We start from the raw sequence: 20,361 nt of genomic DNA, 5'->3' as shown, positions 1-20,361 counted from the left end.
GACCTGCTGAGGTGCTGGACCGGCACCTGCACCACCTGCGGCCGACCCCTGCCGACCAGCAGAACCAGAGCCAGAACCTAACGAAGCACTACTAGAGCGTGTCCGGGCGATCTTGTAGCGCCGCGGCGACCAGGTCGTGGATGAGGAACTCCCCGGGGGCGCGGTTCTCCTTGAGCCGGTGCAGGTCTTCGGGGCCGAACCAGTCATAGGCGGTGTGCTTGGACCATTCCAGGGCGGGGTGGCCCAGATCGCCGTCAACCTCGACGAGGTAGTCGGCCTCGTGCCGCAACCCGTCGCCGTCGTCGCCGGTCCAGGTAGTGACGCCGAGCAGGCGCCGGACCCGGCGCAGACGCCACCCCGTCTCTTCCCGGACCTCCCGCACGAGCGTGTCCAGCAGGGTCTCGCCGGACTCAACGTGGCCGCCCACAATGTCCCAGCAGTCAGGGAAGAGCCGCCGGTCGGGGCTGCGTTTCTGGGCGAAGGCCCGGCCCTGCTGGTCGAGGATCACCGCGCCCACCGTCCACAGCTGGCCGTCGGAGGGGATGGGCATCTCGACGCCGCCGCTGATGACGACATCCGGGTGCTGGTCTGCTGCCATGGCCCCACTGTAGGGGCGTATCCGATCACCTTCCCGGCACGTTGACCGGAGCATGACGGGGCGAGGAGAGCTGTCGGACGGGCAGTGGGAGCGGCTTGAGGCGCTGCTGCCGGTGAGCAACGGCCGGTGCGGCCGCTGGCGTGACCACCGGCAGGTGATCAACGGGATACTGCACCGGATACGGACCGGGGTGCCGTGGCGGGACCTGCCGGAACGGTTCGGCCCCTGGAAGACGGTGTATGAGCGCCACCGGCTGTGGTCGGCCGACGGTACCTGGGAGCGCCTGTTCCAGCAGACCCTGGCTGCCGCCGACGCCGAGGACGGCATCGACTGGGACATCTCGGTGGACTCCACCGTCATGCGCGCCCACCAGGACGCGGCTGGCGCCCGCCGGACACCACCCCCGGCCCCTGGCGCTGCAAAGGGGGCACCCGGTCCCGAACGTCAGGACGAGAGGCGGTGGTTGAGCCTGTTGGCCCGCCTGGCGGCGGTGGCGCGGCGGGCGAGGGCCTGGGCCGCTCGCGGGGTGGATTCAGCACCAAGCTGCATCTGAGCGCGGACGGCTCCTGCCGGCCCCTGTCCCTGGTCGTCACTCCGGGGCAGCGGGCCGACTGCACCCAGTTCGAGCCGGTCATGGAGAAGATCCGGGTACCGCGGACCGGGCTGGGTCGTCCGCGCCGACGCCCGGACAGCGTCAGCGCGGACAAGGCGTACAGCAACCGCACTATCCGTGCCTACCTGCGCCGTCGCGGAATCCGGCACGTCATCCCGGAGAAGAAGGACCACAAGAATGCCCGCCTACGCCGCGGCTCACGAGGCGGCAGGCCGCCGGGCTTTGATCGCGAACGATACAAAAGGCGCAACACCGTGGAACGGGCCATCAACAAGCTGAAGGCGTTCCGGGCCGTCGCCAGCCGCTACGACAAGCGTGGCTACGTCTTCCTTGGCACCGTCACCGTCGCAGCCCTGGTCATATGGCTCCGCACATGATCGCCCGGACACGCGCTAGTCGAGGACGAGCTCTGTCGAGTGGTGGACCGCTGGTGGGTCGAGACCCGCTTGTAGACCAGGTTCGCCACCGAAAGGCCGCTTCCGTACGGAGCAATTGTCCATTCTTGTGGAGGGGACGCTGCAGGTGACTATCCCTCCCCGATGAGTGTCAGCAGTTTGCGCATGTCATAGAAGACAGTGGTGTCGGGGCCTTCGAGTCGTTCAGCCGGGGTGAGCCCGCCGGCGCTCGTCGGCATCTTGCTCACCCAGACAGGGATGTCCACCCCGGACTCGGCGCGGGCCATGCAGGACTTCTGGACCATCCTCTACCAGGCCATCGACGACTGACCTGCCCACCCGGCCAAGGCAGGTCCGACCTGCTTCAGCAGCCCGGCTGGGACATCGCTGGAACGCGCCGCGCACGAGGCGGAGGTGGCGTCACGATTCCAGCCCGACGGGCTCTTCTCGCCGCTGCCGCGCCGCATCCGGGCGACCGCGGGTCCCGGTCCGCTCAACGCCGCCAGCACCTGGCATGCGGGCCCGCACTTCTGCCTCGATTCCACCGGCGGTCCGCCCTGCCCGGACATCATCCGCCGCTTCGGCGACGGTCCTACCGGCGTGGAGTGGAGAGTCGACCGCAAACGGTGCACGTGCCTGTGCGACCACGACCATGAACAGGCATGGACATCGCCTGCACGCCGAACTTCCCCATGTCCTATGCGGTGAGGCGGACGTTGACCGGGTATGGGGCGCGGAAGAGCTCTGTGGCAGGCCTCGCCACAGGCAAGGGGGGCGGGGTGCCGAGGTGGTGTCCGCGGCCGCACCGGCGTCCGCACTCTGCTCGGCGCTGCACCACGGTGCGGCGGTGCGGGGCTGTGTGATCTGATCGGTGAGCTGCTCCACCTCTGAGCCGCAGACGGACCATCCACCAGATGTGCCCGGCACCCCGCCGCGGCCGCACACCCCAAGGAACCGCGCATGAGCGACCTGTCAGCCCGCACCGACCACAGCAGTGCCCCAGACCCCCTGTGCAGCGTGTACTTGCGGCTGGTCGCCGAGGAATCGATACCCGAGGAAGCACGAGGGCAGTTCAGCTACCTTCAACCGCTGGCCACGGACCTCCTGGCGGGCATCGCCCTCGACACCCCTGACAACGTCCGCGTCCTCAGTGACCGGGACGTGGCCCTCGTCGAGTGGGACACCCTCGTGGCCGCGGCGCGTGGCAACTTGCTCAGCGAGCCGGTCAACTACGACACCCTCGATCTCCCAGGTGGCGCGGTCCTCCACATCCTTGGCCACCCGGAGTCGGTATTCGCGGCCAGCAAGGTGCTCGTCTTCGACGAGGCGCTGCGGGCCGCCGGCGGCCCCGAGATACCGGACGAGGGCGTGCTGCTGGTCGTCCCGAACCGGCACAACCTCGTGTTCTACCCGCTCGTCGACAGGCACGTGGCCGAGGCCGTCAATGCCTTGGCACAGTTCGGGCAGGGCGCCTATGAGGACGGCCCTGGACGCCTCTCCCCCCGGGTGTTCTGGTGGCGCGCCGGCGCTCTGACATCGATCACACTCTTCGACCGGGAAAGCCGCACGATGAGGATCTCCCCGCCCGACGAACTCATGACGATCATGCGTCGCCTGGCCGGCACCGCCAGCTGAGGCTCTTCTTGTGGCGCCGCCCCCCTGACGCAGCCAAGGGTTGCCCCCGCATCCGTTCCCGGATGAGGCGAGGGCGGCCCTGACGTTTGCGGTGACCCCGGTTCACCCGGCTATGGGATACGGGTCACTTTCACCCGAGGCGGGCAGACTGAGCCGTTCAGCCGCCGCGGTGGTCGCGGCGATAAGCAGCGCCAGTTCCTCAGACATCAGCGAGGCCGCGTAAGCCCGTGCGCGGCGGCGCGCACATGAGGGAGCCGTCGCTGCGGATCACCCTGCTCGCGCAGAACGCGGCCGGGTGGGCTCGCCTGTGCCGCCTGGTGTCCGCCGCACATGCCGAGGCAAGAGGAGCTGCGCCGGTCGTGTACTGGCCCGGCCTGCGCGCGTACGCCGACCGGGACCTGATGGTGCTGCTCGGCCCGGCCTCCGAACCGGTGCGGGCCCTGTCTCAGTTCATGTCGTCAGTCACTGCGGACCCCTGCCGGGTTGGCAGAGGTCCGCGGCAAACAACAGAGGGAGCACCGGGACCTGCCCTCGACGAAGAGCATCCTGGCCAGCTCGGCATATCGTCTGCTGGGGCCTGGCAGCCCGGTCTCACCTCAGGTGCCGGGCGAAGAACCGGGCCCCGGCATCGAGCTCGAACTGTGGGACGCCGGTGTGCCCGCCCATGTTGGCGTGCAGGGTCTTCTCCATGGAGCCGAAGGCGTCGAACAGGGCCAGGGCCGCCTGTCGGTCGTTCCCCTCGTCGTCCCACTGCAGCAGGACCTGCAGCGGAACGGTGACCTCGCGGGCCTCCTCGAACATGGCGGCGGGCACGAAGCTCCCGGCGAAGAGAACGGCGGCCGCGATACGCGGCTCGACTGCCGCCAGCCGGACGCCGATGGAGATGATGCCCCCCTCATACCCGACCGAGCCGCCGATCTCGGGCAGTGCAAGGAGGGCGTCCAGGGTGGCCCGCCACTCCGGGACGGCCTTCTCGACCAGCGGGAGGATGAGGGCGTCGACGATCTCGCCGCTGACCGGCTCCCCAGCCCCGATCACCCGGCGCAGGTCGGCGCGGGCCTGGTCGAGGACGGCCAGACGGGGCCGGTCACCACTCCCGGGGAGCTCGATGGTGGCCACGGCGAAGCCGTACTCCGCCGCGTAGTACCGGGCCCGCCCCGCGAGCCGGGGGTACGTCTTGCCCAGTCCGAGCGGCGGCGGGCTGATCAGGATCAGCGGCGCCGGTGCGGACTCGGACTTGGGCGTCCACAGGAAGCCGGGGATCTCGCCGAGGGTGAATTCGCGCTCGAGGACACCGTCGTCGAAGCACTGCTCAGAAGTGAAGTGCATGGTCTTGCCTTTCGGGAGTGCTCTGGAACGGCGCTCCCGGACGACCTATCGCCCGACCGTGACCCTGGAGGGGAGCACCCATGTCGATACTGTGTTCACGGGTACCACCTCCTCGTTCTCTCGCACGGCCTCCGGAAACGTAGCAGTGATCTTCGTGGTCCGCCAAACGGTTTCTTGCACAGGGCTCCGTGGGGCGATGCCCGCGGAGCCGGAACAGAGCCTCGTTGGGATCTCATCGCGGCTTCCGAGGTGAGGCCCCGCGACAGCGGGGGAGTAATCGTCAGGGCCGGTGGATGTGTGTGGTCAGCTGATCGCCAGCCGCCATCTGATCTCTCCGTCGTGCCACTGGTTGGTGGGGGTGAGGCCGGCTGCGGTGGCGACGGCGGCGGATGCCTTGTGGTCCGGGTGGATGTGGGCGATGACCGTGTGCACCGGATACTTCCGGAGCCAGGCGAGGAGTCCTTGGGCAGCTTCGGTAGCGATGCCGCGCCGCTGCCAGAGGGGTCCCTACCACCCAGGCGATCTCCGCAGCAGCTCCGCGGTCGTCGGCGGTGCCCGTCGGTTGTCGCCCAGCAGGCCCGTGCGTCAGCCCTGGCCGCCGGCAAAGATGCCACCGCAGCGGCCAACGCCGAAGCGGAAGCTTTCCGGACGGTGGTCGAGAAGCAGCAGGAAATCGCCAAGTGGAGACAGCTCCAGGACAAGTGGCGCAAGCAGGACACCGGCCAGCACGATGACGGCAGCTGGGTACCGGGCTGGCTCAAGGACGCCGTCAACACGATCGGCGACTACGGGCAGACGATCCTCACTAGGGCCTGTCTGATGGGTCGGTGACGAACCGGGACGAGAACTCGTCGGCCAATGGCAACATGCCTCGTACACACACGAGTTGACATCGCTTCTGCCGTCAGGTTGAAGCGCGCACCACCTTGGCGGGGGTTCGCCGCATGCAGCAGGGGACGTTCAGCCGCGGGCACCGCTCCCCGAGGCTGGGCTCGGGGTGGAGACGCGGAGGGCCCCGCACGGAACCGGGAGGCCGGGTTCACGTGCGGGGCCCGCGCTCGGAGGGTGGGGGCCGTCAGACTCCGGTCAGGGTGTATGTACCCGTTCCGTCCTGCCTGCCGCTGGAGTACTGGCGGATGAGTTCCCCGTCCGCGTACCGATCGTGGCCCATCATGGAGCCGGTGTACTTGTTCTGAAGACCGATCTTCGTGCTGCCGGGTACGTCGCGATAGATGTAGAACCGCTGGAGGTCGTCCTCCCCGCAGGTGGCCGTCGTCAGGTAGGCCTGCTCCTGGTTGGCGATGTCCGCCGGGATGGTCGCGCATCCGCCGTTGCCCCAGTTCCACAGGGACGCTTCGAGGACTCCGTTGTGCTCCGTTACGTTGCACAGGCGCCAGTTGTCCAGGTGGGCGCTGGTGAAGTTCGATTCGCGCAGGCGGATGCCGTCGTTGGCCAGGAGCGGTGCGCTCCAGTTCAGGGGCTTGCCGGGGACGTCGATCTTGTAGGCGCCGGGTTGGCAGTTCAGGGCGACGCGCGGAGCGGGCTTGGCCGACTGGGTGGCCTTCATGCTCTGGACTGCCTTGGCGGCTGTTGCGGCGTTGTCGGCGTCGTGCTTGGCCTGGTCGGCCTTGGCCGAGGGGACGGGACCTGCCGGGTGCTTCGCGGTGGCGGCCGGGGAGCCGCAGTCCAACAAGCCCTGGGCCTTGGCCATGATGCTGTTGGCGGGGACCTTGTCCTCGCAGCGCACCGCGCCTTCTTCGAGGGTGGTGAAGGTGGTGTAGCTGCCGGTGTCGGGGCCCTCGGTCCACTTCAGGCCGCCCGCATCCGAGCGGTTGCAGTTGAGGCTGCCGTAGGTGCCGGTGACCTTCTTCGTCCCCTCGTACAGGCCGTAGTAGCCGGGCTGGAAGAAGTTCCACGAGATCGACTTGTTGGTGCTGGATGTGTGGGTGTAGTTGACCTGGACGTTCAGGCCCAGGCTTGCGCCGACGGAGCCGAGGGCCTCGACGGCGAAGCTGCCCTGAACGGTGCCGTTGAGACCGACGGAGACGGAGATCGTCTCCGTGGTGTTCGTACTGACGCTCTGGTTGCCGGTCGAGCCTTCGGTGACGTACCAGCCCTTGAAGTGCGTGATGGTGGGGGCGACTTCGGCGCTCTTGATGATCGGGTGGCGGGTACCGAGATCGGCTGCGGTACAGGTCTGGCCGGGCTGGACCGTCTGCCCGGAGGCGGCGGGCGCGGCCGGGGTGGCCGGGGTGGCGGCGGCCGGGGTGGCGGCCAGGCCCACGGCGGCCGTCGCGGTGGCTATGAGCGCTCCGAGCCCTCTGCCCAGGCGGGTTCCTGTGGTGCGGCGCATCGTTGCTTCCCCCCTGCTGTGCGTGGTCTGTGAGGTGAGTGTGAGGGAAACTAGCGCCGCCGGGAGCGGCAGGTCTAGACCGCAACTGGCCAAATAAGATCAAGAACTGTCGTGTTCTCAGTTGGCATGAACGGGAGTTGCCCGGTTCCATACCTTCGGTGTGCCCGCCAAGGGGCCACCGACGGAAGGGATCACCTTTTGAAACACGTCAGACGCGGCATGGCGGCGATAGCCTCATTCGCCCTCACCGCAGCCCTGTTAGCCCTAGGCACCCACCCGGCCACAGCCGCCGCGATGACCCCTCCCCAGGGTCACGGCACCTGCAAGCCCGTCCCCTCCGGCAAGGGAGCCCCCAAGGACGCGGCGTGGGCCTGCTACGAGGTCAGTTCCGGACCGCCCGCCCCCGCCCCCGCAGGCGCTCTGGCCCCCGCTCCCCGCGACGGCGATCCTGATCCGAACAGTCCGGAAAGCCTGTGCGACAAACAACCCCCTGGCAACTCCACTCGCCTCGCGTACTGCGTGACAAGGGGATTGAGATGGACCTACCTGGGCCCCGATCAGAAGACGGTGATCGGCAGCGCCGAGGGCGAACTCGGGATCTACTCCAAGCTCAAGAGCGTGCCGCAGGCCAATTGGAAGGAGAGTGTTGTCGCCACCCTGCACAGTAAAACGCCCAATATCCCCGCCGTGGAAATGGACCTGCTGCCCATCTGCACCGGACAGTGCTCCGTGACGTCAGCGCCCCTCGTGGCGAAGCTGGAGAAAGTGGATGCCAGTGTCGGCGGGTCCATCAATTACAGCTCTTCGGTCGGCCCGGGTGCCGAGGCGCTGGTCCAGCCTCAATACCACGCGGCAATGAGGCTCCTGGTTCCCGGGACGCCCCTGCCATCTGTCAACACCGACTGGGCCGGGCCCCAGATACGTTGTGACGACAAGGTCGGCCCCTGGCCGGGCTGCGTCATCCCGGAGCACATGGCCAACGTGACCATCCGCAAGTCGCTCTACCGGGCCGCGGCCGTCTCCTACGAGTGGGCGCAGAAGAACCTGACTACCTTCAGCATGGGCACCGAGAGCAAACCCCTCCACTACAAGAAGACCACCGAAAAGGAAAAAGACGACAGGCGAGACCTTACCTGCAATCTGGGACCGGACAAGTTCGTCAGGGACAATTCGCTGGTGCCGGACGACTCGTGTGATGAGTTCCCCTTCGCCGCGTCCCAGGAGGGCGGCAATATGGGTTCCCTGTGCGTGGACATCCTTCCCCAGCAGGTGGGCGGCGTATGGGATGTCAAGGACATCAAGGTCCTGCGGAACGGCGCGAACGCCGCAAACGCGCCCTGTGTGCGCTCACACGTCACCAGAGCCGACAACGAAGCGGCCGGCAGTAATGAGTTCGGAGCTGCGGTGCGGTCCGACCGCATCATCGACGGCGAGCCCTTCCAGGTGATCATCGCCCCGTAGGCGGCGGGTCTGCCTTCCCGGGCACGCGGGGCGGCAGTCCAGGGGCCGGTTAGGTTCCGTATGACGGGTCACGCACGAAGCCACAGGCGTATGGCCGCAACGGTCACCGTGCCGCAGAAGACATAGGCCCGCTTGTCGAACCTCATGGCAACCGCCCGGTTGATCTTCAACTTTCCGATCAGCCGCCCCACTTCGTTCCTGCAAACGTACCGGGCCTTCTCGAAGCTGGTGGGCCGGCCGCCTCGGCTTCCACGGTGCAAGCGATTGGCCTGCTGATTCCTCGGCTCAGCGATTGTGTGCTTGATCTGTCGGCGCCGCAGGTAGCGGCGGTTGCGCCGAGAGCTGTAGGCACGATCGCCGCTGAGGTGGTCCGGGCGGCTGCGCGGGTGCCCGCCCTTCGGCCGCGGGACGCGGATGCGCTCCAGGTCCGGAATCATCTGAGGCGCGTCGCCCTGTTGTCCAGGTGTGACCAGTAGGGCCAGGGGCCGCAGGCGGCCCTCACCAACTAACTCGCTGCCATCAACGAGTGGCTGTGACCACACACTCGCACCGCCTCTTCGTTAACCCGTTGCCCAGGAGCCAATCGGCCAGCTAGGTTCACCCAGCCGCCTGCGTTGGTGCAGGCCGGCGCTGTCGACGAGGAGGTGTGGAGCACATGCGCAGGAGTGCCCAGGAGTTGAGCTCGCGTACTGACCCTTGCCACCTCCTCACGACGGAGACACCTTGTCCCTTCGCATCACCCCACTGACCGACCCCGCTCACGGGCCGCACGGCCGGCGTCTTGCCTGGTTGGCGTCGGAAGCGGATTCCGTCCCCGCCGGGACGGCCTTTCTGCGCCTGTTCGATGGCGGACAAGTGCACCTGGCCGAGCTCGACCTCCGTGTTCATCCCGCGGAGCGCCGCAAGGGCGTCGGCTCCCGGCTCCTCAACACCGCCGTGGCCACGGCCCGGGACAACGCCCGACGCTGCGTTGTCGCGCAGGCAGAAGCCGGATCGCCCGGCGACCACTTCCTGGCAGCGCGCGGTTTCCGGAAGGTCCTCACCTTGAGGTTCACCCGCTTGCCACTGGCTGACGTGGACACCGCCGTCCTCGCCGAGATCATCGGGCGTCCGCATCCCGGCTACCGGCTGATGTCATGGCAGGGAACCGTCCCCGACGACCTCGCCCAGACGTTCGCCGCCTCACGCCGCGCCATGGACGACATGCCCATGGACGACACCGACTACGGCACCGTGACCTGGGACGTGGACCGCGTGCGGGCTGCGGCGAAGACCGTCGAACAACGCGGCGACCACCTGCACACCGTCGTCGCCATCGACGCCTCCAACAGCTCGATCGCCGGGTTCACCGAACTCGTCATCCCGGGCAACGGCGCAGGTGACGGCCAGCACTACGGCACCGGTGTGCTGCCCGAGCACCGTGGCCACGGCCTCGGCCGATGGATGAAGGCCGAGTCGATCCGACAGGCCCATAGGGACTATCCGGACCTCGGTGGCCTCCTGACCGACACCGCCGACAGCAACACGCACATGAGACAGATCAACGACGGTCTCGGCTACACACCCACGCACACGACACACCAGTATCAGCTCGACCTTTAGCAGAGAGCGGGCGGGCCGGACCGGGCCATCACCCCGCCCGGCCCGTCCGTGCTTTCGATACACGGCGTAGAACTCAGTCCCGCTCGCTGCCGTCCCTGACAGCCACCTTTGTAACTCGATGTGCCGGAACGGATACGACCTGCCGGCCACGCGGAGGAGTCCGGCTCGATGACCCCAGTCCAGGAAGCGGCCAGCCGGAGCGGCAGGCGCCTGCGTGCCGCACAAGTACCCAGGACGAGCCCATAGCGCGCCCACCAACGAGTGGCAGAACCCACGGCCGCGACACCGTATCGTCGACCCCACCCCGGCACCGGCGAGCCTCAGCACAGAGCACCGCTTTGCCCGCGACGAGCTCGACCCGGCCGCCCACCGGCGCGTCCTGCTCGCCCTCGCCGACGACCTCGGTGCCCGCCTGCGCGCCTCCGGCCAAATCGCCACCGGCGTGACCTGCACGATCCGCTACGCCGACCTCAGTACTACCCGCCGCAGCCGAACCCTCCCCCGAAGCCACCCAGCACACCGTCCTCCTGGCCCGCGCGGCGTACGCGGTGTACGACTCTCTCGGCCTCCACAGCGCCCGGGTCCGCGGCATCACGCTGCGCCGACGCCCCTCGACCCGCCGACCAGGCCACTCGGCAGCTCACCCTCGACAGCGGTGACGACAAGCCGCTGGCGATCGAAGCCGTGGCCGATCACTCCATTGTCAGCCCGGCAGTGGGAACAAGGCGGTCGTCCAGGGGCCGCGCATGCACGTCGTGGGACGTAAAGGCGCCGCTCCCGCAGACACGCCGGAGTCGTACGGTCGTTGGGAGCGCGGCGTCAGCCGACCTGTCCGGTCGGCCGCATGGTGATGTGGTTGATGTCCACGCCCGCGGGCTGATTGACGGCGAAGACGATCGTGTCCGCGACCTGCTCGGCGGTCATCACCGGCGCCGCCTCGGGGGTGCCGCCGCGCTCGTCCCAGAACGGGGTGTCCACCACCCCGGGGGCGACGACCGTCACGCCGACCCCGTCCTTGCCGACCAGCAGCCGGGTGTTCTCGGCCAGTGCGTGCGCGGCCCACTTGGTGACCGAGTACAGGTTGCCAGGCGTGTTGCGCACCCCGGCGACCGAACCGATGATCACGATCCGGCCCTTGGACTCCCGCAGGTGTGGCAGAGTCTCCCGCACCAGCAGGGCCGGCCCCAGAACGTTGGTGAGGACCATGGCGCGCATGTCCTCGGGAGCGTGGCTCTCCAGGTTGCCGGGCAGTGAGAAACCGGCATTGGCGATGACGTTGTCCAGTCGGCCCCACGCCTCCACCACGCGGCGCACGGCGGAAGCGACGTCGTGCGCGTCGCTGGTGTCGCCGGTGATCGTCAGCAGCCGCTCGCCCGCTGCGGCCGAAGCAGCGAAGGCGGCCAGCTTGTCCGCGTCACGTCCGGTGACGGCCACGCGATGGCCCTGCTTGAGCAGGGCGCGGGCGGTGGCGGCGCCGATTCCTGTCGAGCCACCGGTGATCAGCGTGACGGGTTCCATGGGACGGCCTCCTCAGCGATCTGGTCATCGGGGCTCCGCCAGGGCCCCGGATGTCGACGAACACCAGGTGGCGCGAGGTCGACCGACTCCAGGTCGCCGGTTCCCCGAAACGCCTGCACTATACCCAGCGATCTTCCCGCCAAGCTGGTACGCCATCGCTGACGAGCCATGATGCCGCACGAATGGGGCCCAACCGGCGTTGCTGGCCCCCCTGTTGGGACCTGCGCGGCGCGCAGGTCCCAGGCTGCGCTCACGTTGTCGGTGTCAGTGGTGGCTGTGATCACGGCTCGCGTGTTCTTCGCGGGATTTCGAGACGTTGTTCCCTCATCTGACCGGCGCCGTGGTGGAGTTGGTCGAGCGGGCGGTGGCTGGAGTGGTCACGATGCATGCGCGGGCGCCCGCTCGGCGGGCTCGGACTGCCCGCACTGCGGTAGTGCGTCGGTCCGGGTGCACAGCCGGTACACGCGACGGCTCGCGGACGCCGCAGTCGGTGGGGCCAGAGTGGTGATCGAGCTGCTGGTGCGTCGGTTCAAGTGCCCGAAAACGGCGTGCCCGGCAGTGAGGTTCGCCGAGCAGATCTCGGGACTGACGAGCCCGCATGCCCGCATGCCCGCTACACGCCACACGTGCGTGAGCAATTGACCTCGATCGCTCTCGCGCTGGCCGGCCGCGCGGGAGCCCGCCTGGCCGGGGTGCTGGGTCTGCGTGTCGCCACGGACACTTGCTACGTCTGGTCCGCGCCGCGCCGGAAGAACCAGTCGGACGGATCCGCGTGCTCGGTGTCGACGATTTCGCGCTGCGGAAGGACGACTCGAACGCCACGATCCTGGTGGATCCGGAGAGACGGCGTCCGGCGGACGTGCTGCCCGGCGGGATGCCGAACCGCTGGCCGCTCCTGGCTGAAGCGCCATCCGGAAGTTGTGATCATCTGCGGGGACCGTGCCGGGGCTTGTGCCGAGGGCGCCCGCAGCGGTGCTCCGCAAGCGATGCAGATCGCGGACGCCTGGCATCTGTGGCACAACCTCGGCGAGGCTGTCGAAAAGACCGTCTCCGCCCACCACACCCGCGTCCGGACCACGTTCGAGAACACCGTGCCGGTCGCACCGCCGACCAGCGACGACATCTGGCAGACGCCACCGCCGCCAGCACCGGCGGCCGGGATGCTCGATGTCTGCGGACGAGAGCGCCGCCTGGTGACCCGGACCAGGGAACGCTGTACCACCGTGCAACAGCTCCTGCAGGCTGGCGGCACGCTGGAGAACATCTGCCGGACACTGCAGCCGGACCGGTCCCCCGTGCGCCGCCCAGCTCCACAGCCCCGCCCCATCGTCCGCTGGATCATGACCGACCCCGGAAACCTGACAGCCGATGATGCCGCCGACCTCAAGGAGATCCGGACCAGCTGCCCCGAACTCGACGCCGTCACCGCTGGGCTCTCCACCCCCTGGAGCTCCGGCCAGGTCGAAGGTCAGGTCAGGTCAGGTCAGGCCACAAGGACGAAACTCCTCAAAAGCCAAGGATATGGCCGAGCCAACCTCGACTTCCTCCGCAGGCGCGTCCTCCTCACGCCCTGACCCGACAGGATCACAAGATCAGCGCCAGAGCCGAAATACGTGACTGTCGACGGATGCAGCGGGGGATGCGCTCCTGGATTGTGACTGAACAACGCAGACGGCCCGAGTGGACAACTTGAATCCTCCGTATCCCCGCCACCCCGAGCCTGCCCCCGCAGCCAGCTCCCGCGCCCCAGCCGTTTCCTGTCCCCTTGTCCCCTCGATCGGCCCGCCGATTCGCCGGCTTGGCATGGGCGCGATCAAACCCTCACAACGGGCATACCGCTGCCTCCGCCGGCGGGTCTCTGGCCTCGGTGCAAGCGGAGGAACTTGCGGTTTGTTCAATTCTTTCCGGCCTGAAAAGTGACGCTGCCCTGGTCGCGAGTGATATCGGAAGACGCCGGGGGCCGCGGCCCACGCCCGTGGCCCCGGCACGGGGCGGCATGTGCGGACAGCGAGCCGCTCATGTTCCTGGCCGGTTTGCCTTGACACGTGCGGGTCGCCCGGAGGTGGCCGCGGGCCGGTGCAGGCCCTGTGGCGGGGCGCGGCTCAGCACCCGGCCATACGGGTCGGCAGCCGCCGAGCGGCCTGTGACGTCACTGACGCAGAGACTCAGCCGACTGTGGTGGCCAGTGCTTCCTCGGCCTGGCGGACGCGCCACTCCTCGATCCTTGCCTGCTGCTGCCGGGCCCGTTCGAGCAGGGTGTCGAGCCGGGCAGGGTCCAGGCGCTGGTCGGTTGCGCTGAGCCGGCGCAGGGTCTGCCAGCCGGCCGCCTTTCCCTCGACCCCCAACCGCAGGGCCTCGAGATCCACTAGGGTGCCGAGCGGGGAGGGGCGTACGAGGTGCCCGTTGGGCTTAAGCCGTCCCAGCTTCTCGCCCGCCCAGCCCGCGTACACCTTGTAACGGCGAACGGGCACGCCGAGGTCCCGCATGATGTCGAGCAGCGCTGTCCGGTCCTGGGCGATCTCGGCCGCCACTGGCTCGATCGCGCGGCCGAGCGCGGAACCTCGGGCAGTGCGCACCAGGCGGGTGACGCGTTCGGTGCCTGCGGTGGCGCCCGCGAGGTGGTCGTTGAGATAGACGCCGAGCAGCTTCATGTCGACACTTCGTCCGGTGGGGCGGCGTTTGGTCGCACCGGAAGACGGACGGTCGTTCATCTGCGGCCTCCTTCGTTGGCTCTGGTCCGGGCCGCGGGGGAGGCAGTAGGTCTGCCTGAGGAACGCGGCCATGTCCTGCAGGGCTCTCATGTATCCGGCCGCATGTATCCGGCTTCGTCATGTGCGTCGACCTCGGTCCGGCGGCCCTCGGCCTCCGCCCGGGAGTCGAGGTGCAGAGCGATGCACCGGTGGTTGCGGTACAAGGCGCCGTACCTTCCGCCGAGAGCGGCCCGCGCACGCTGCTCGCCCCAGTCCTCCAGGTCACTGGCGTCGAAGGCGAGCAGTCCATCGTCGGTCTGCGGCACCGTTTCCCTCCTCGGGTGGTCTCCGCCGTCACGGGTAGCGCGGTGGCTTCCCGGAAACGTCGCCCGACTTTGTGCCGGGCTACCTCCGGGTACCCGGGCAGGCGCGGAAATCCGGATGCGCCGGAAAGCGCTGTGGCCCGTCTCCGGCGCGCGCACGGGAGCGATCATGTGGAGCTCGACGACCTTCACCAGCGGGAACGCGTGCTGAAGCAGGTCGTCGAACTGGTCTTCAGCCATGCCTTCGCGGAAGAGACGGTGCTGTGGCCCGCCGTACGGGCCTCGGTCCCGGACGGCGAGGAACTGACGGGCCCGGGCCGAGGAGGAACATCAGCAGATCAACGATCTCGTCGCGGACATCGAACGCCTTCCTGCCGGTGATCCGGGGCGGGAGGAAAGGCGCAGCGGGCCTTCACGCTGATACGGCAGGACATCCGGGACGAGGAAGATCTCCTCCTCCCCCGGTTGCAGGACGCGATGGGCACCGTCCGGCTGCGCACACTCGGCACCACCCGGGCGGCGGTACGACGGACCGCCCGACACATCCGCATCCCGTCATCCATCCCCCGGCGGCCTCCCGGGAACGCGCTGCTGGGCGTACCGCTGAGCGTCTACGACCGGGTGCGTGATGCCCTGGGCATCGGCAGCTCCGCCTCACGACGCAGAAGCTGATCCCCGGCCCGTCCGGGGTGAGCCCGGAACCGCCGGGCAAGCAGTGAAGGGGCGCCGGGCTGTCCCACCGACTCGGCGTCGGGGGGCGATATCGGCCCGTACCACGTCGTCAGCGCTCTGAGGGGGGAGCACCTGTCCGGGCGATGCCGCAGGCAGAGGACCGGAGTCTCTCATCAGCCGGCCGGCCCTGGCCCGGTCGCCCAGCCCGACTCGACGCACGAACCGCACATCCCACGTGCCTGAATCACAACCCGACGCCCCATCAGGGATTAGGTGATCTTCGATGCCTTCACCCAGGTTCACCGCTTCCGGCGACAGGCCAGCAACACCGCGACAGCCAGGCCCGATGCCACCAGCAGCGCCTTGCGGTTGTCCCGCGCCAGCCGCGCCCCCTGGGCGGTCTTCCGCCGGACCGGCTCGGGCGCCCTGTCCTGCCACTGCTGACCGGCCCGGGCCGCCATCGCCCGGGTCTGCTGGGCAACCTGGGTGGCCTTTGCCTCCTTGACCGGGTCGGGCACCCGGTCCTGCGCCTGGTGAGCCAGATGCGTGGCCTTTACCTTCAGTTCCCCGGCCTTGAGGACGGCGTTCTCCTTCAGCTCGCCGGCCTTCGCGGCAACCTGTTCCTTGACTTCGGCGGCCTTGTCCTGGGCGCGCGCTTTCAGATCGGTCTTCGCCGCGAGCGCCTCGACCGTCTGCCCGAGCTCGGCACGTGTCTGCTCGACCTGCTCGCGCAGTTCGTCGGGGCTGCTGGCGGTGGGCTTGTCGTGTGGCGGCTGGGTCATCGGTGTGCACTCTCCTTGATCTCGGCCACGTCGGCCTTCACGTTCTCGACCGTCTGCTCGGGCGTGGGCGGCGCGGCCTGGTCGACCTGCTTCTTTCCACTCATGGCCAGCATCGCGGCGATCACACCCAGCACCACGGTGACGATGAGCCCGGCAGCCCACACCGGCAACGCCACCGCTACGGCGGCAATCGCGGTGGCGACCAGCGCCTGCAGCATCAGGAAGCCGACGACACCGGCACCGCCGAACAGGCCGCCTCCCTTGCCGTAGTACTTGCCCTTCTCCCTCATCTCCGCCTGCGCCAGCCTCATTTCGCCGCGCACCAGCTCGGTCAACTGCTGCGAAGCCCGCTGCACCAGCTCGCTCACCGGCTCCTGACCGGAGCCGTCCGCGCTCGGACCAGGTCCGGCATGGTGAGCCTGCGTGCTCGACACTTCGGTCACCTCCCCTTTTCCTCTGTGGGTGCTGCACGTCGGGCGCAGCCATGCGCCCTGTCATACTCGACGACGACGCGAGTACCCCGAACAGGCGAGTTCAGGACGGACGGTGCGGCGACGGACCCTGCCGAGCTCCGCGAGCCACAACCGGGCACCGGCCGCTCGGGTCAGTGACGCGGGATCGGGCGGGGTGCACGTCGGATGAGCCAGGTGCTGCTCAGGCCGATGGCGGCGCCGGTAGCGACGTCGCTCGGGTAGTGAGCGCCGCTTTGCATCCGCTCCAGGGCCACCATGGCGGCCGGCACCGCGCATACGGCACCGGCGGCCGGCCATGTGGGGGCGACGGCCGCGGTGAAAGCCACCGCGGCGGCTGTGTGCCCGGAGGGGAAGGAAGAGGAGTCGGGGCGGTCGTCGACCTCGTCGTGCGGGAACCACTCCTTCGGCGGCCTCGGCCGGTCGGCCAACTGCTTGCACAGGCCGTTCGAGATCAGCTGCGCGACGACCAGGGCGGCCAGACCGGTGGCCGCTGCCTTGCGGCCGCGCCGCCCACCCAGCCACGCCATCGCGACCGCGGCGCCGCACCACAGCTTCGTACTCTCGGCCGTTTCCTCCACCGCCGACAGCACCTGGCCGACGCCCGGTGGCACGCGGGCCACCTGCTTGGTCAGTGCCCGGTCAACGTCGCGCAATTGCGCCAGAAGTCTCATGAAGGGCGGATATCCCACAGGTCAGCGACCTATTCCCGAGATCCTATTCCCGAGATCGTCGAGGGTCCCCCGCCGTCCAGGCGCCGTCGGTCGTCCTCGTCCCCGCCAGGTTCGGTGATCCACAGCCAGACGAGGAAGACGATGACGCCGACCGGCTCGCCCAGTACACGATGGCGATCACGACAGTAGCCAGGACGATCAGGACGGGCCGCTCGGCGATCGAGCACACCGTCAGCGCCAGCGCCATGTCACCGACACCCAGCGCGGCACCTGCGGGGCGGACAAGACCGCCGGAGAGCACCAAGATCAGCGCACTGGTCACCGCCAGCACCATCAGTACGACGGTCCCCCAGGCGTACGGGAAGGATCTTCCACACCGGCCGGCCCTCCAGCGTGTCGTAGACGGCGTTCGCCGCACGGATGAAACGCGGCCACACAGCAGCCATTTTCCTGATGTTGGCCAACACCGCGTCGGTGGCTGACTTGCCGGTGATGCCCAGCGGCGACAGCGCCCCGTAGTACGTCAAGGCGGCGGCACGGTCGGTCAGCTCGCCGTCCTTGTAGGGGTGCCACAGACCCGCCGGGTGTCCAAGGCACCGTCAAGCCCCGTCCTGCGAACGATGCGCGGTGCGTTGGGTACCCGCACCTGTGGCGGCCTCGCCATCCCGACTGGTACGGGAGGGAATTGGGGGTACGCGTGACAGACCAGTCGGTCGAGCGAAGGGATGAACGAGTGCGTCGGCAGCTGATGTGGATGCTGGTACTGCGAGGTATCGCCGCGTTGTTGTTCGGGATCGCGGCGCTGGTGTGGCCGGGGGTGACGGTACTGGCGCTGGCGCTTTTGTTCGGCGCGTACGCGCTCGTCGACGGCTTGGCGCTGCTGGCGAGCGCCTTCCGCAAGGAAGGCGACCACGGGCACCGGCTGGCCCACGCGGTCGGCGGCATCCTGGGCATCGCGGCCGGGCTGATCACCATCACCTGGCCCGGCGTGACCGCGCTGGCGCTGGTCACCCTGGTCGGCGCGTGGGCCGTGATCACCGGCATCATGGAGGTCTGGGCAGCCGTGCGCTTCCGCCGGGAGTTGCACCATGAGTGGTTGCTGTTCTTGGCCGGCGCCGCATCCGTGATCGCCGGAGTGCTGATCTGGGCCCGGCCCGACGTGGGGGTGATCACCGTCGCCCAGGTCATCGGCCTCTACGCGCTGATCTCGGGCGCCCTGGTACTGGGTACCGCCTGGCGACTGAACGGCACCACCACAGCGCATTCGGCCCACCACGCCCGGCACGCCTAGCCAGCGGTGCGCCACCTTGCTCTCACGGAGGCGGCCCGGTCCGCGTCGACGCGGTGGACGGGCAGGCTGGATCTGCTGCCCCTCCCCTCCGATGCCGTCGATCCGGCCGGGTCAGCCGAAGGCGGCTCCTGACACACCATTCACGATCCGTGTCGGCCATGCGGGTTGGCGGCTACATCACATGGCCGACGAGGGGCACCCGGGCGGGCACGGAGTGACACGTCTGCAGTGAGGTGATCTTGTGTATGGTCCCGCCCCCTACGAGGATCACCCGGCCTACGGCCGGGCCAACCACCAGGACCACCGGACGCCGGCGACATCACCCGGGGTGGCAGCGGGCCGGTTGTGGGCGACCGGGGCCGCCACGGCCGTCGTGGCTGCTCTGGCCGCCGTCGTGGCCACCCTGCTGATGCGCGGCGTGCTGGACGTGCCGGTCTTCGCCCCGCGCCGGGCCGGCGTCTGGGGCGATGCCACCACCGGCTACCTCGCCGCCTGGGCCGCCGTCGCCGCCCTGGTGGCCACAGGGCTGCTGCACCTGCTGCTGGTCACCGTCGCACGCCCCCGTGCCTTCTTCAGCTGGATCGCCTGCCTGGTGACCGTTGCGATGGTCCTGCTTCCGTTCACCGCCGACCTGCACACGGCCACGCAGCTCGCCAGCGCCGCCGTCTTCCTCGTCATAGGGGCCACCATCACCGGCCTGCTGTCCGCCACCGCCACCAGCGTCGCCCCCAACCGGTCCTACGACAGCTGACGGAGAGGGGCGGCAGCCTGGTGGCACGCGAGCCCGCCGGTCCGTCCAGGCGGCTGCCCGCGGGACGGAAGCGTGAAGTCGTCGTCGCCGGGCCGCACGCGGTGTCTTGCTCGGCGGCACTCGTGGATGTGCCCTCGGCGAGATCACCCCGGCTTCCGAACCCCGCGCACCGACGAGTAGCCGCTCGGGCGGCTGCAGCAACGGACGTGATCAGGCCACGTCGCGGTAGCGCGGTGACCGATCAGCGTCCCGCGGACGGCGTGTGCCGTGGACAAGACGCAGATGAACCCCACGGGCGTGCCGGTCCGCCCCTCGGCAGGCCGGCAGCGAGTCCTCGATGCGGTCCATTCCGTAGAACCGCGGGCTCAGCACAGGCAGCGGCAACGCGGCGACGGCCATCGCTTCCTCGGCGCGGTTGCGCACTTCGCGCAGGAGTGGGGACCTCACTTTGCCGAGCGGTTCGGACACCCGGCGCCCACCAAGGGCGGGGCTCACGGGCGGGCCGCGTGATCCTCGCCATCGACCGTGCGTGGCTGCTGGACGTCACCCACCGGAACGTTCCCGGTGACCCGGACGTGGTCGACTTCGGCAGTCTCCAGGCCGCGGGTGGCACGACACACTGACAAGGCGATGGACCGGTACGTGTATCCGCAGCCGCATCATCGGGCAGCTGCGCTCATGCACCAGCCCATCCCTGTGCCTGCGCTGGAGTACGCCGACGAGTTGTTCGGTGCCATCACCGACCTGTCCGCGGCCCCACGCGCCATGTGGTGAAGACACCGGGCCACCAACCCACGCCCGCCCTGTCAGGAACTGCCCCTGGAAACGGTAGAAGCCGTGCAGCCGCAGTGCACGGCTGCTCCCTCGGCCGCACCCGAGGGAGCAGAAGGAAAGGCAGGACAGGTGCCAGCTGCCTCCACCCTCTTGGGCAGGCTCGGAGGGCTTGGGCGTCTGCGTCTCCATCGGCAGGCCAATCGGAGAACCCGGTAAGGTCGGCCGGTGCACATCGCTGGCACCACGCACGCCGGCGCAGCGTTCAGTACTGCTCGGTCTCGATGAAACCCGAGTTCCCGTCATCGTCCGCACTGAAGGCATCCGCGGCGGCCGTCGGGTCGAATCCGGGCGGGCTGTCCTTCAGGGCCAGGCCCATGCCGGCCAGCTTCGCCTTGACCTCGTCGATGGACTTCGCACCGAAGTTGCGGAT

The 20,361-nt window shown here is 68.9% G+C and carries 20 protein-coding genes and 5 pseudogenes; 12 read left to right on the top strand and 13 right to left on the bottom strand.

The window, feature by feature from the left end; translation table 11 throughout:
- Positions 1-91: 91 nt before the first annotated feature.
- Complete coding sequence (locus tag ABT171_RS41085; RefSeq protein ID WP_351252003.1) at positions 92-598, bottom strand: NUDIX hydrolase; 507 nt, start codon at positions 596-598, stop codon at positions 92-94.
- A 52-nt stretch (positions 599-650) separates the two neighbouring features.
- On the opposite strand from ABT171_RS41085, the gene ABT171_RS41080 reads away from it, so the two are divergent.
- The 3 genes and pseudogenes from ABT171_RS41080 to ABT171_RS41070 all read left to right on the top strand — a co-directional run.
- A protein-coding gene (locus tag ABT171_RS41080) for an IS5 family transposase (RefSeq protein ID WP_503078989.1) occupies positions 651-1,588 on the top strand; the annotation gives its coding sequence in 2 pieces (ribosomal slippage) (positions 651-1,088 and positions 1,091-1,588; 936 coding nt in all).
- Positions 1,589-2,566: 978 nt separating this feature from the next.
- On the top strand, positions 2,567-3,241 hold the full coding sequence (locus tag ABT171_RS41075; protein ID WP_351252001.1) for a hypothetical protein: 675 nt from the start codon (positions 2,567-2,569) through the stop codon (positions 3,239-3,241).
- A gap of 197 nt (positions 3,242-3,438) precedes the next feature.
- Positions 3,439-3,687 (top strand): annotated as a pseudogene (locus ABT171_RS41070) (hypothetical protein); the annotation flags it as partial.
- A 145-nt stretch (positions 3,688-3,832) separates the two neighbouring features.
- Here the strand turns inward: ABT171_RS41070 and ABT171_RS41065 are convergent.
- Positions 3,833-4,570: a dienelactone hydrolase family protein gene (locus ABT171_RS41065; RefSeq protein WP_351251999.1), complete on the bottom strand. Its 738-nt coding sequence runs from the start codon at positions 4,568-4,570 to the stop codon at positions 3,833-3,835.
- A 303-nt stretch (positions 4,571-4,873) separates the two neighbouring features.
- Positions 4,874-5,114 (bottom strand): annotated as a pseudogene (locus ABT171_RS41060) (GNAT family N-acetyltransferase); the annotation flags it as partial.
- Between the two features lie 107 nt (positions 5,115-5,221).
- On the opposite strand from ABT171_RS41060, the gene ABT171_RS41055 reads away from it, so the two are divergent.
- Positions 5,222-5,401: a hypothetical protein gene (locus ABT171_RS41055; RefSeq protein WP_351251997.1), complete on the top strand. Its 180-nt coding sequence runs from the start codon at positions 5,222-5,224 to the stop codon at positions 5,399-5,401.
- Between the two features lie 244 nt (positions 5,402-5,645).
- Here ABT171_RS41055 and ABT171_RS41050 read toward each other — a convergent pair whose 3' ends face one another.
- Positions 5,646-6,923, bottom strand: coding sequence for a hypothetical protein (locus ABT171_RS41050; RefSeq protein ID WP_351251995.1), 1,278 nt, complete (start codon positions 6,921-6,923; stop codon positions 5,646-5,648).
- 294 nt (positions 6,924-7,217) lie between these two features.
- Here ABT171_RS41050 and ABT171_RS41045 point away from each other — a divergent pair, with 294 nt between their 5' ends.
- Positions 7,218-8,384, top strand: a complete 1,167-nt coding sequence (locus ABT171_RS41045; protein WP_351251993.1) for a NucA/NucB deoxyribonuclease domain-containing protein — start codon at positions 7,218-7,220, stop codon at positions 8,382-8,384.
- Between the two features lie 68 nt (positions 8,385-8,452).
- Here ABT171_RS41045 and ABT171_RS41040 read toward each other — a convergent pair.
- Positions 8,453-8,893 (bottom strand): annotated as a pseudogene (locus tag ABT171_RS41040) (transposase); the annotation flags it as partial.
- Positions 8,894-9,107: 214 nt separating this feature from the next.
- Between ABT171_RS41040 and ABT171_RS41035 the strand changes: the two are divergent.
- On the top strand, positions 9,108-9,986 hold the full coding sequence (locus ABT171_RS41035) for a GNAT family N-acetyltransferase (protein WP_351251991.1): 879 nt from the start codon (positions 9,108-9,110) through the stop codon (positions 9,984-9,986).
- 214 nt (positions 9,987-10,200) lie between these two features.
- Positions 10,201-10,752 (top strand): DinB/UmuC family translesion DNA polymerase, encoded by a 552-nt coding sequence (locus ABT171_RS41030; RefSeq protein ID WP_351251989.1) that lies wholly within the window; start codon positions 10,201-10,203, stop codon positions 10,750-10,752.
- 53 nt (positions 10,753-10,805) lie between these two features.
- Here the strand turns inward: ABT171_RS41030 and ABT171_RS41025 are convergent, their stop codons facing one another.
- A complete protein-coding gene (locus ABT171_RS41025; RefSeq protein ID WP_351251987.1) occupies positions 10,806-11,504 on the bottom strand; it encodes an SDR family oxidoreductase in 699 nt (232 codons plus the stop codon).
- Between the two features lie 168 nt (positions 11,505-11,672).
- Between ABT171_RS41025 and ABT171_RS41020 the strand changes: the two genes are divergently transcribed.
- Together ABT171_RS41020 and ABT171_RS41015 are read left to right on the top strand one after the other, a co-directional pair.
- A complete protein-coding gene (locus ABT171_RS41020; protein WP_351251985.1) occupies positions 11,673-12,146 on the top strand; it encodes a transposase family protein in 474 nt (157 codons plus the stop codon).
- Between the two features lie 344 nt (positions 12,147-12,490).
- The gene (locus ABT171_RS41015; protein WP_351252005.1) at positions 12,491-13,078 is read left to right on the top strand and encodes a hypothetical protein; all 588 of its coding nucleotides are present in this window, start codon (positions 12,491-12,493) and stop codon (positions 13,076-13,078) included.
- Positions 13,079-13,669: 591 nt separating this feature from the next.
- Here ABT171_RS41015 and ABT171_RS41010 read toward each other — a convergent pair.
- Together ABT171_RS41010 and ABT171_RS41005 are read right to left on the bottom strand one after the other, a co-directional pair.
- On the bottom strand, positions 13,670-14,215 hold the full coding sequence (locus tag ABT171_RS41010; protein WP_351251983.1) for a hypothetical protein: 546 nt from the start codon (positions 14,213-14,215) through the stop codon (positions 13,670-13,672).
- 86 nt (positions 14,216-14,301) lie between these two features.
- Complete coding sequence (locus ABT171_RS41005; RefSeq protein ID WP_351251981.1) at positions 14,302-14,757, bottom strand: hypothetical protein; 456 nt, start codon at positions 14,755-14,757, stop codon at positions 14,302-14,304.
- Positions 14,758-14,994: 237 nt separating this feature from the next.
- Between ABT171_RS41005 and ABT171_RS41000 the strand changes: the two genes are divergently transcribed.
- Positions 14,995-15,189 carry a hypothetical protein gene (locus ABT171_RS41000; RefSeq protein WP_351251979.1) on the top strand — a complete coding sequence of 65 codons (195 nt, stop codon included), beginning with the start codon at positions 14,995-14,997 and terminating at the stop codon, positions 15,187-15,189.
- A gap of 299 nt (positions 15,190-15,488) precedes the next feature.
- Here the strand turns inward: ABT171_RS41000 and ABT171_RS40995 are convergent, their stop codons facing one another.
- The 4 genes and pseudogenes from ABT171_RS40995 to ABT171_RS40980 all read right to left on the bottom strand — a co-directional run.
- Positions 15,489-15,971: a DUF3618 domain-containing protein gene (locus ABT171_RS40995; RefSeq protein WP_351251977.1), complete on the bottom strand. Its 483-nt coding sequence runs from the start codon at positions 15,969-15,971 to the stop codon at positions 15,489-15,491.
- Positions 15,968-16,339: a phage holin family protein gene (locus ABT171_RS40990; RefSeq protein ID WP_351251975.1), complete on the bottom strand. Its 372-nt coding sequence runs from the start codon at positions 16,337-16,339 to the stop codon at positions 15,968-15,970. Before ABT171_RS40990 ends, ABT171_RS40995 begins: the two co-directional genes overlap by 4 nt.
- A 236-nt stretch (positions 16,340-16,575) precedes the next feature.
- Positions 16,576-17,115 carry a phosphatase PAP2 family protein gene (locus tag ABT171_RS40985; protein WP_351251973.1) on the bottom strand — a complete coding sequence of 180 codons (540 nt, stop codon included), beginning with the start codon at positions 17,113-17,115 and terminating at the stop codon, positions 16,576-16,578.
- 145 nt (positions 17,116-17,260) lie between these two features.
- Positions 17,261-17,690: pseudogene (locus tag ABT171_RS40980) on the bottom strand (ribonuclease BN); the annotation flags it as partial.
- A 158-nt stretch (positions 17,691-17,848) separates the two neighbouring features.
- On the opposite strand from ABT171_RS40980, the gene ABT171_RS40975 reads away from it, so the two are divergent.
- Positions 17,849-18,406: an HdeD family acid-resistance protein gene (locus ABT171_RS40975; protein ID WP_351251971.1), complete on the top strand. Its 558-nt coding sequence runs from the start codon at positions 17,849-17,851 to the stop codon at positions 18,404-18,406.
- A 241-nt stretch (positions 18,407-18,647) separates the two neighbouring features.
- Positions 18,648-19,157, top strand: coding sequence for a DUF6069 family protein (locus ABT171_RS40970; RefSeq protein ID WP_351251969.1), 510 nt, complete (start codon positions 18,648-18,650; stop codon positions 19,155-19,157).
- A 1,036-nt stretch (positions 19,158-20,193) separates the two neighbouring features.
- Here ABT171_RS40970 and ABT171_RS40965 read toward each other — a convergent pair.
- A pseudogene (locus tag ABT171_RS40965) lies at positions 20,194-20,361 on the bottom strand (DNA-directed RNA polymerase subunit alpha); the annotation flags it as partial.

This window comes from Streptomyces sp. NPDC001851, from assembly GCF_040297165.1.
Classification (GTDB): domain Bacteria; phylum Actinomycetota; class Actinomycetes; order Streptomycetales; family Streptomycetaceae; genus Streptomyces.
Note: the sequence above shows the minus strand (reverse complement) of the source record. Positions and strands in the feature narration are given on the sequence as shown.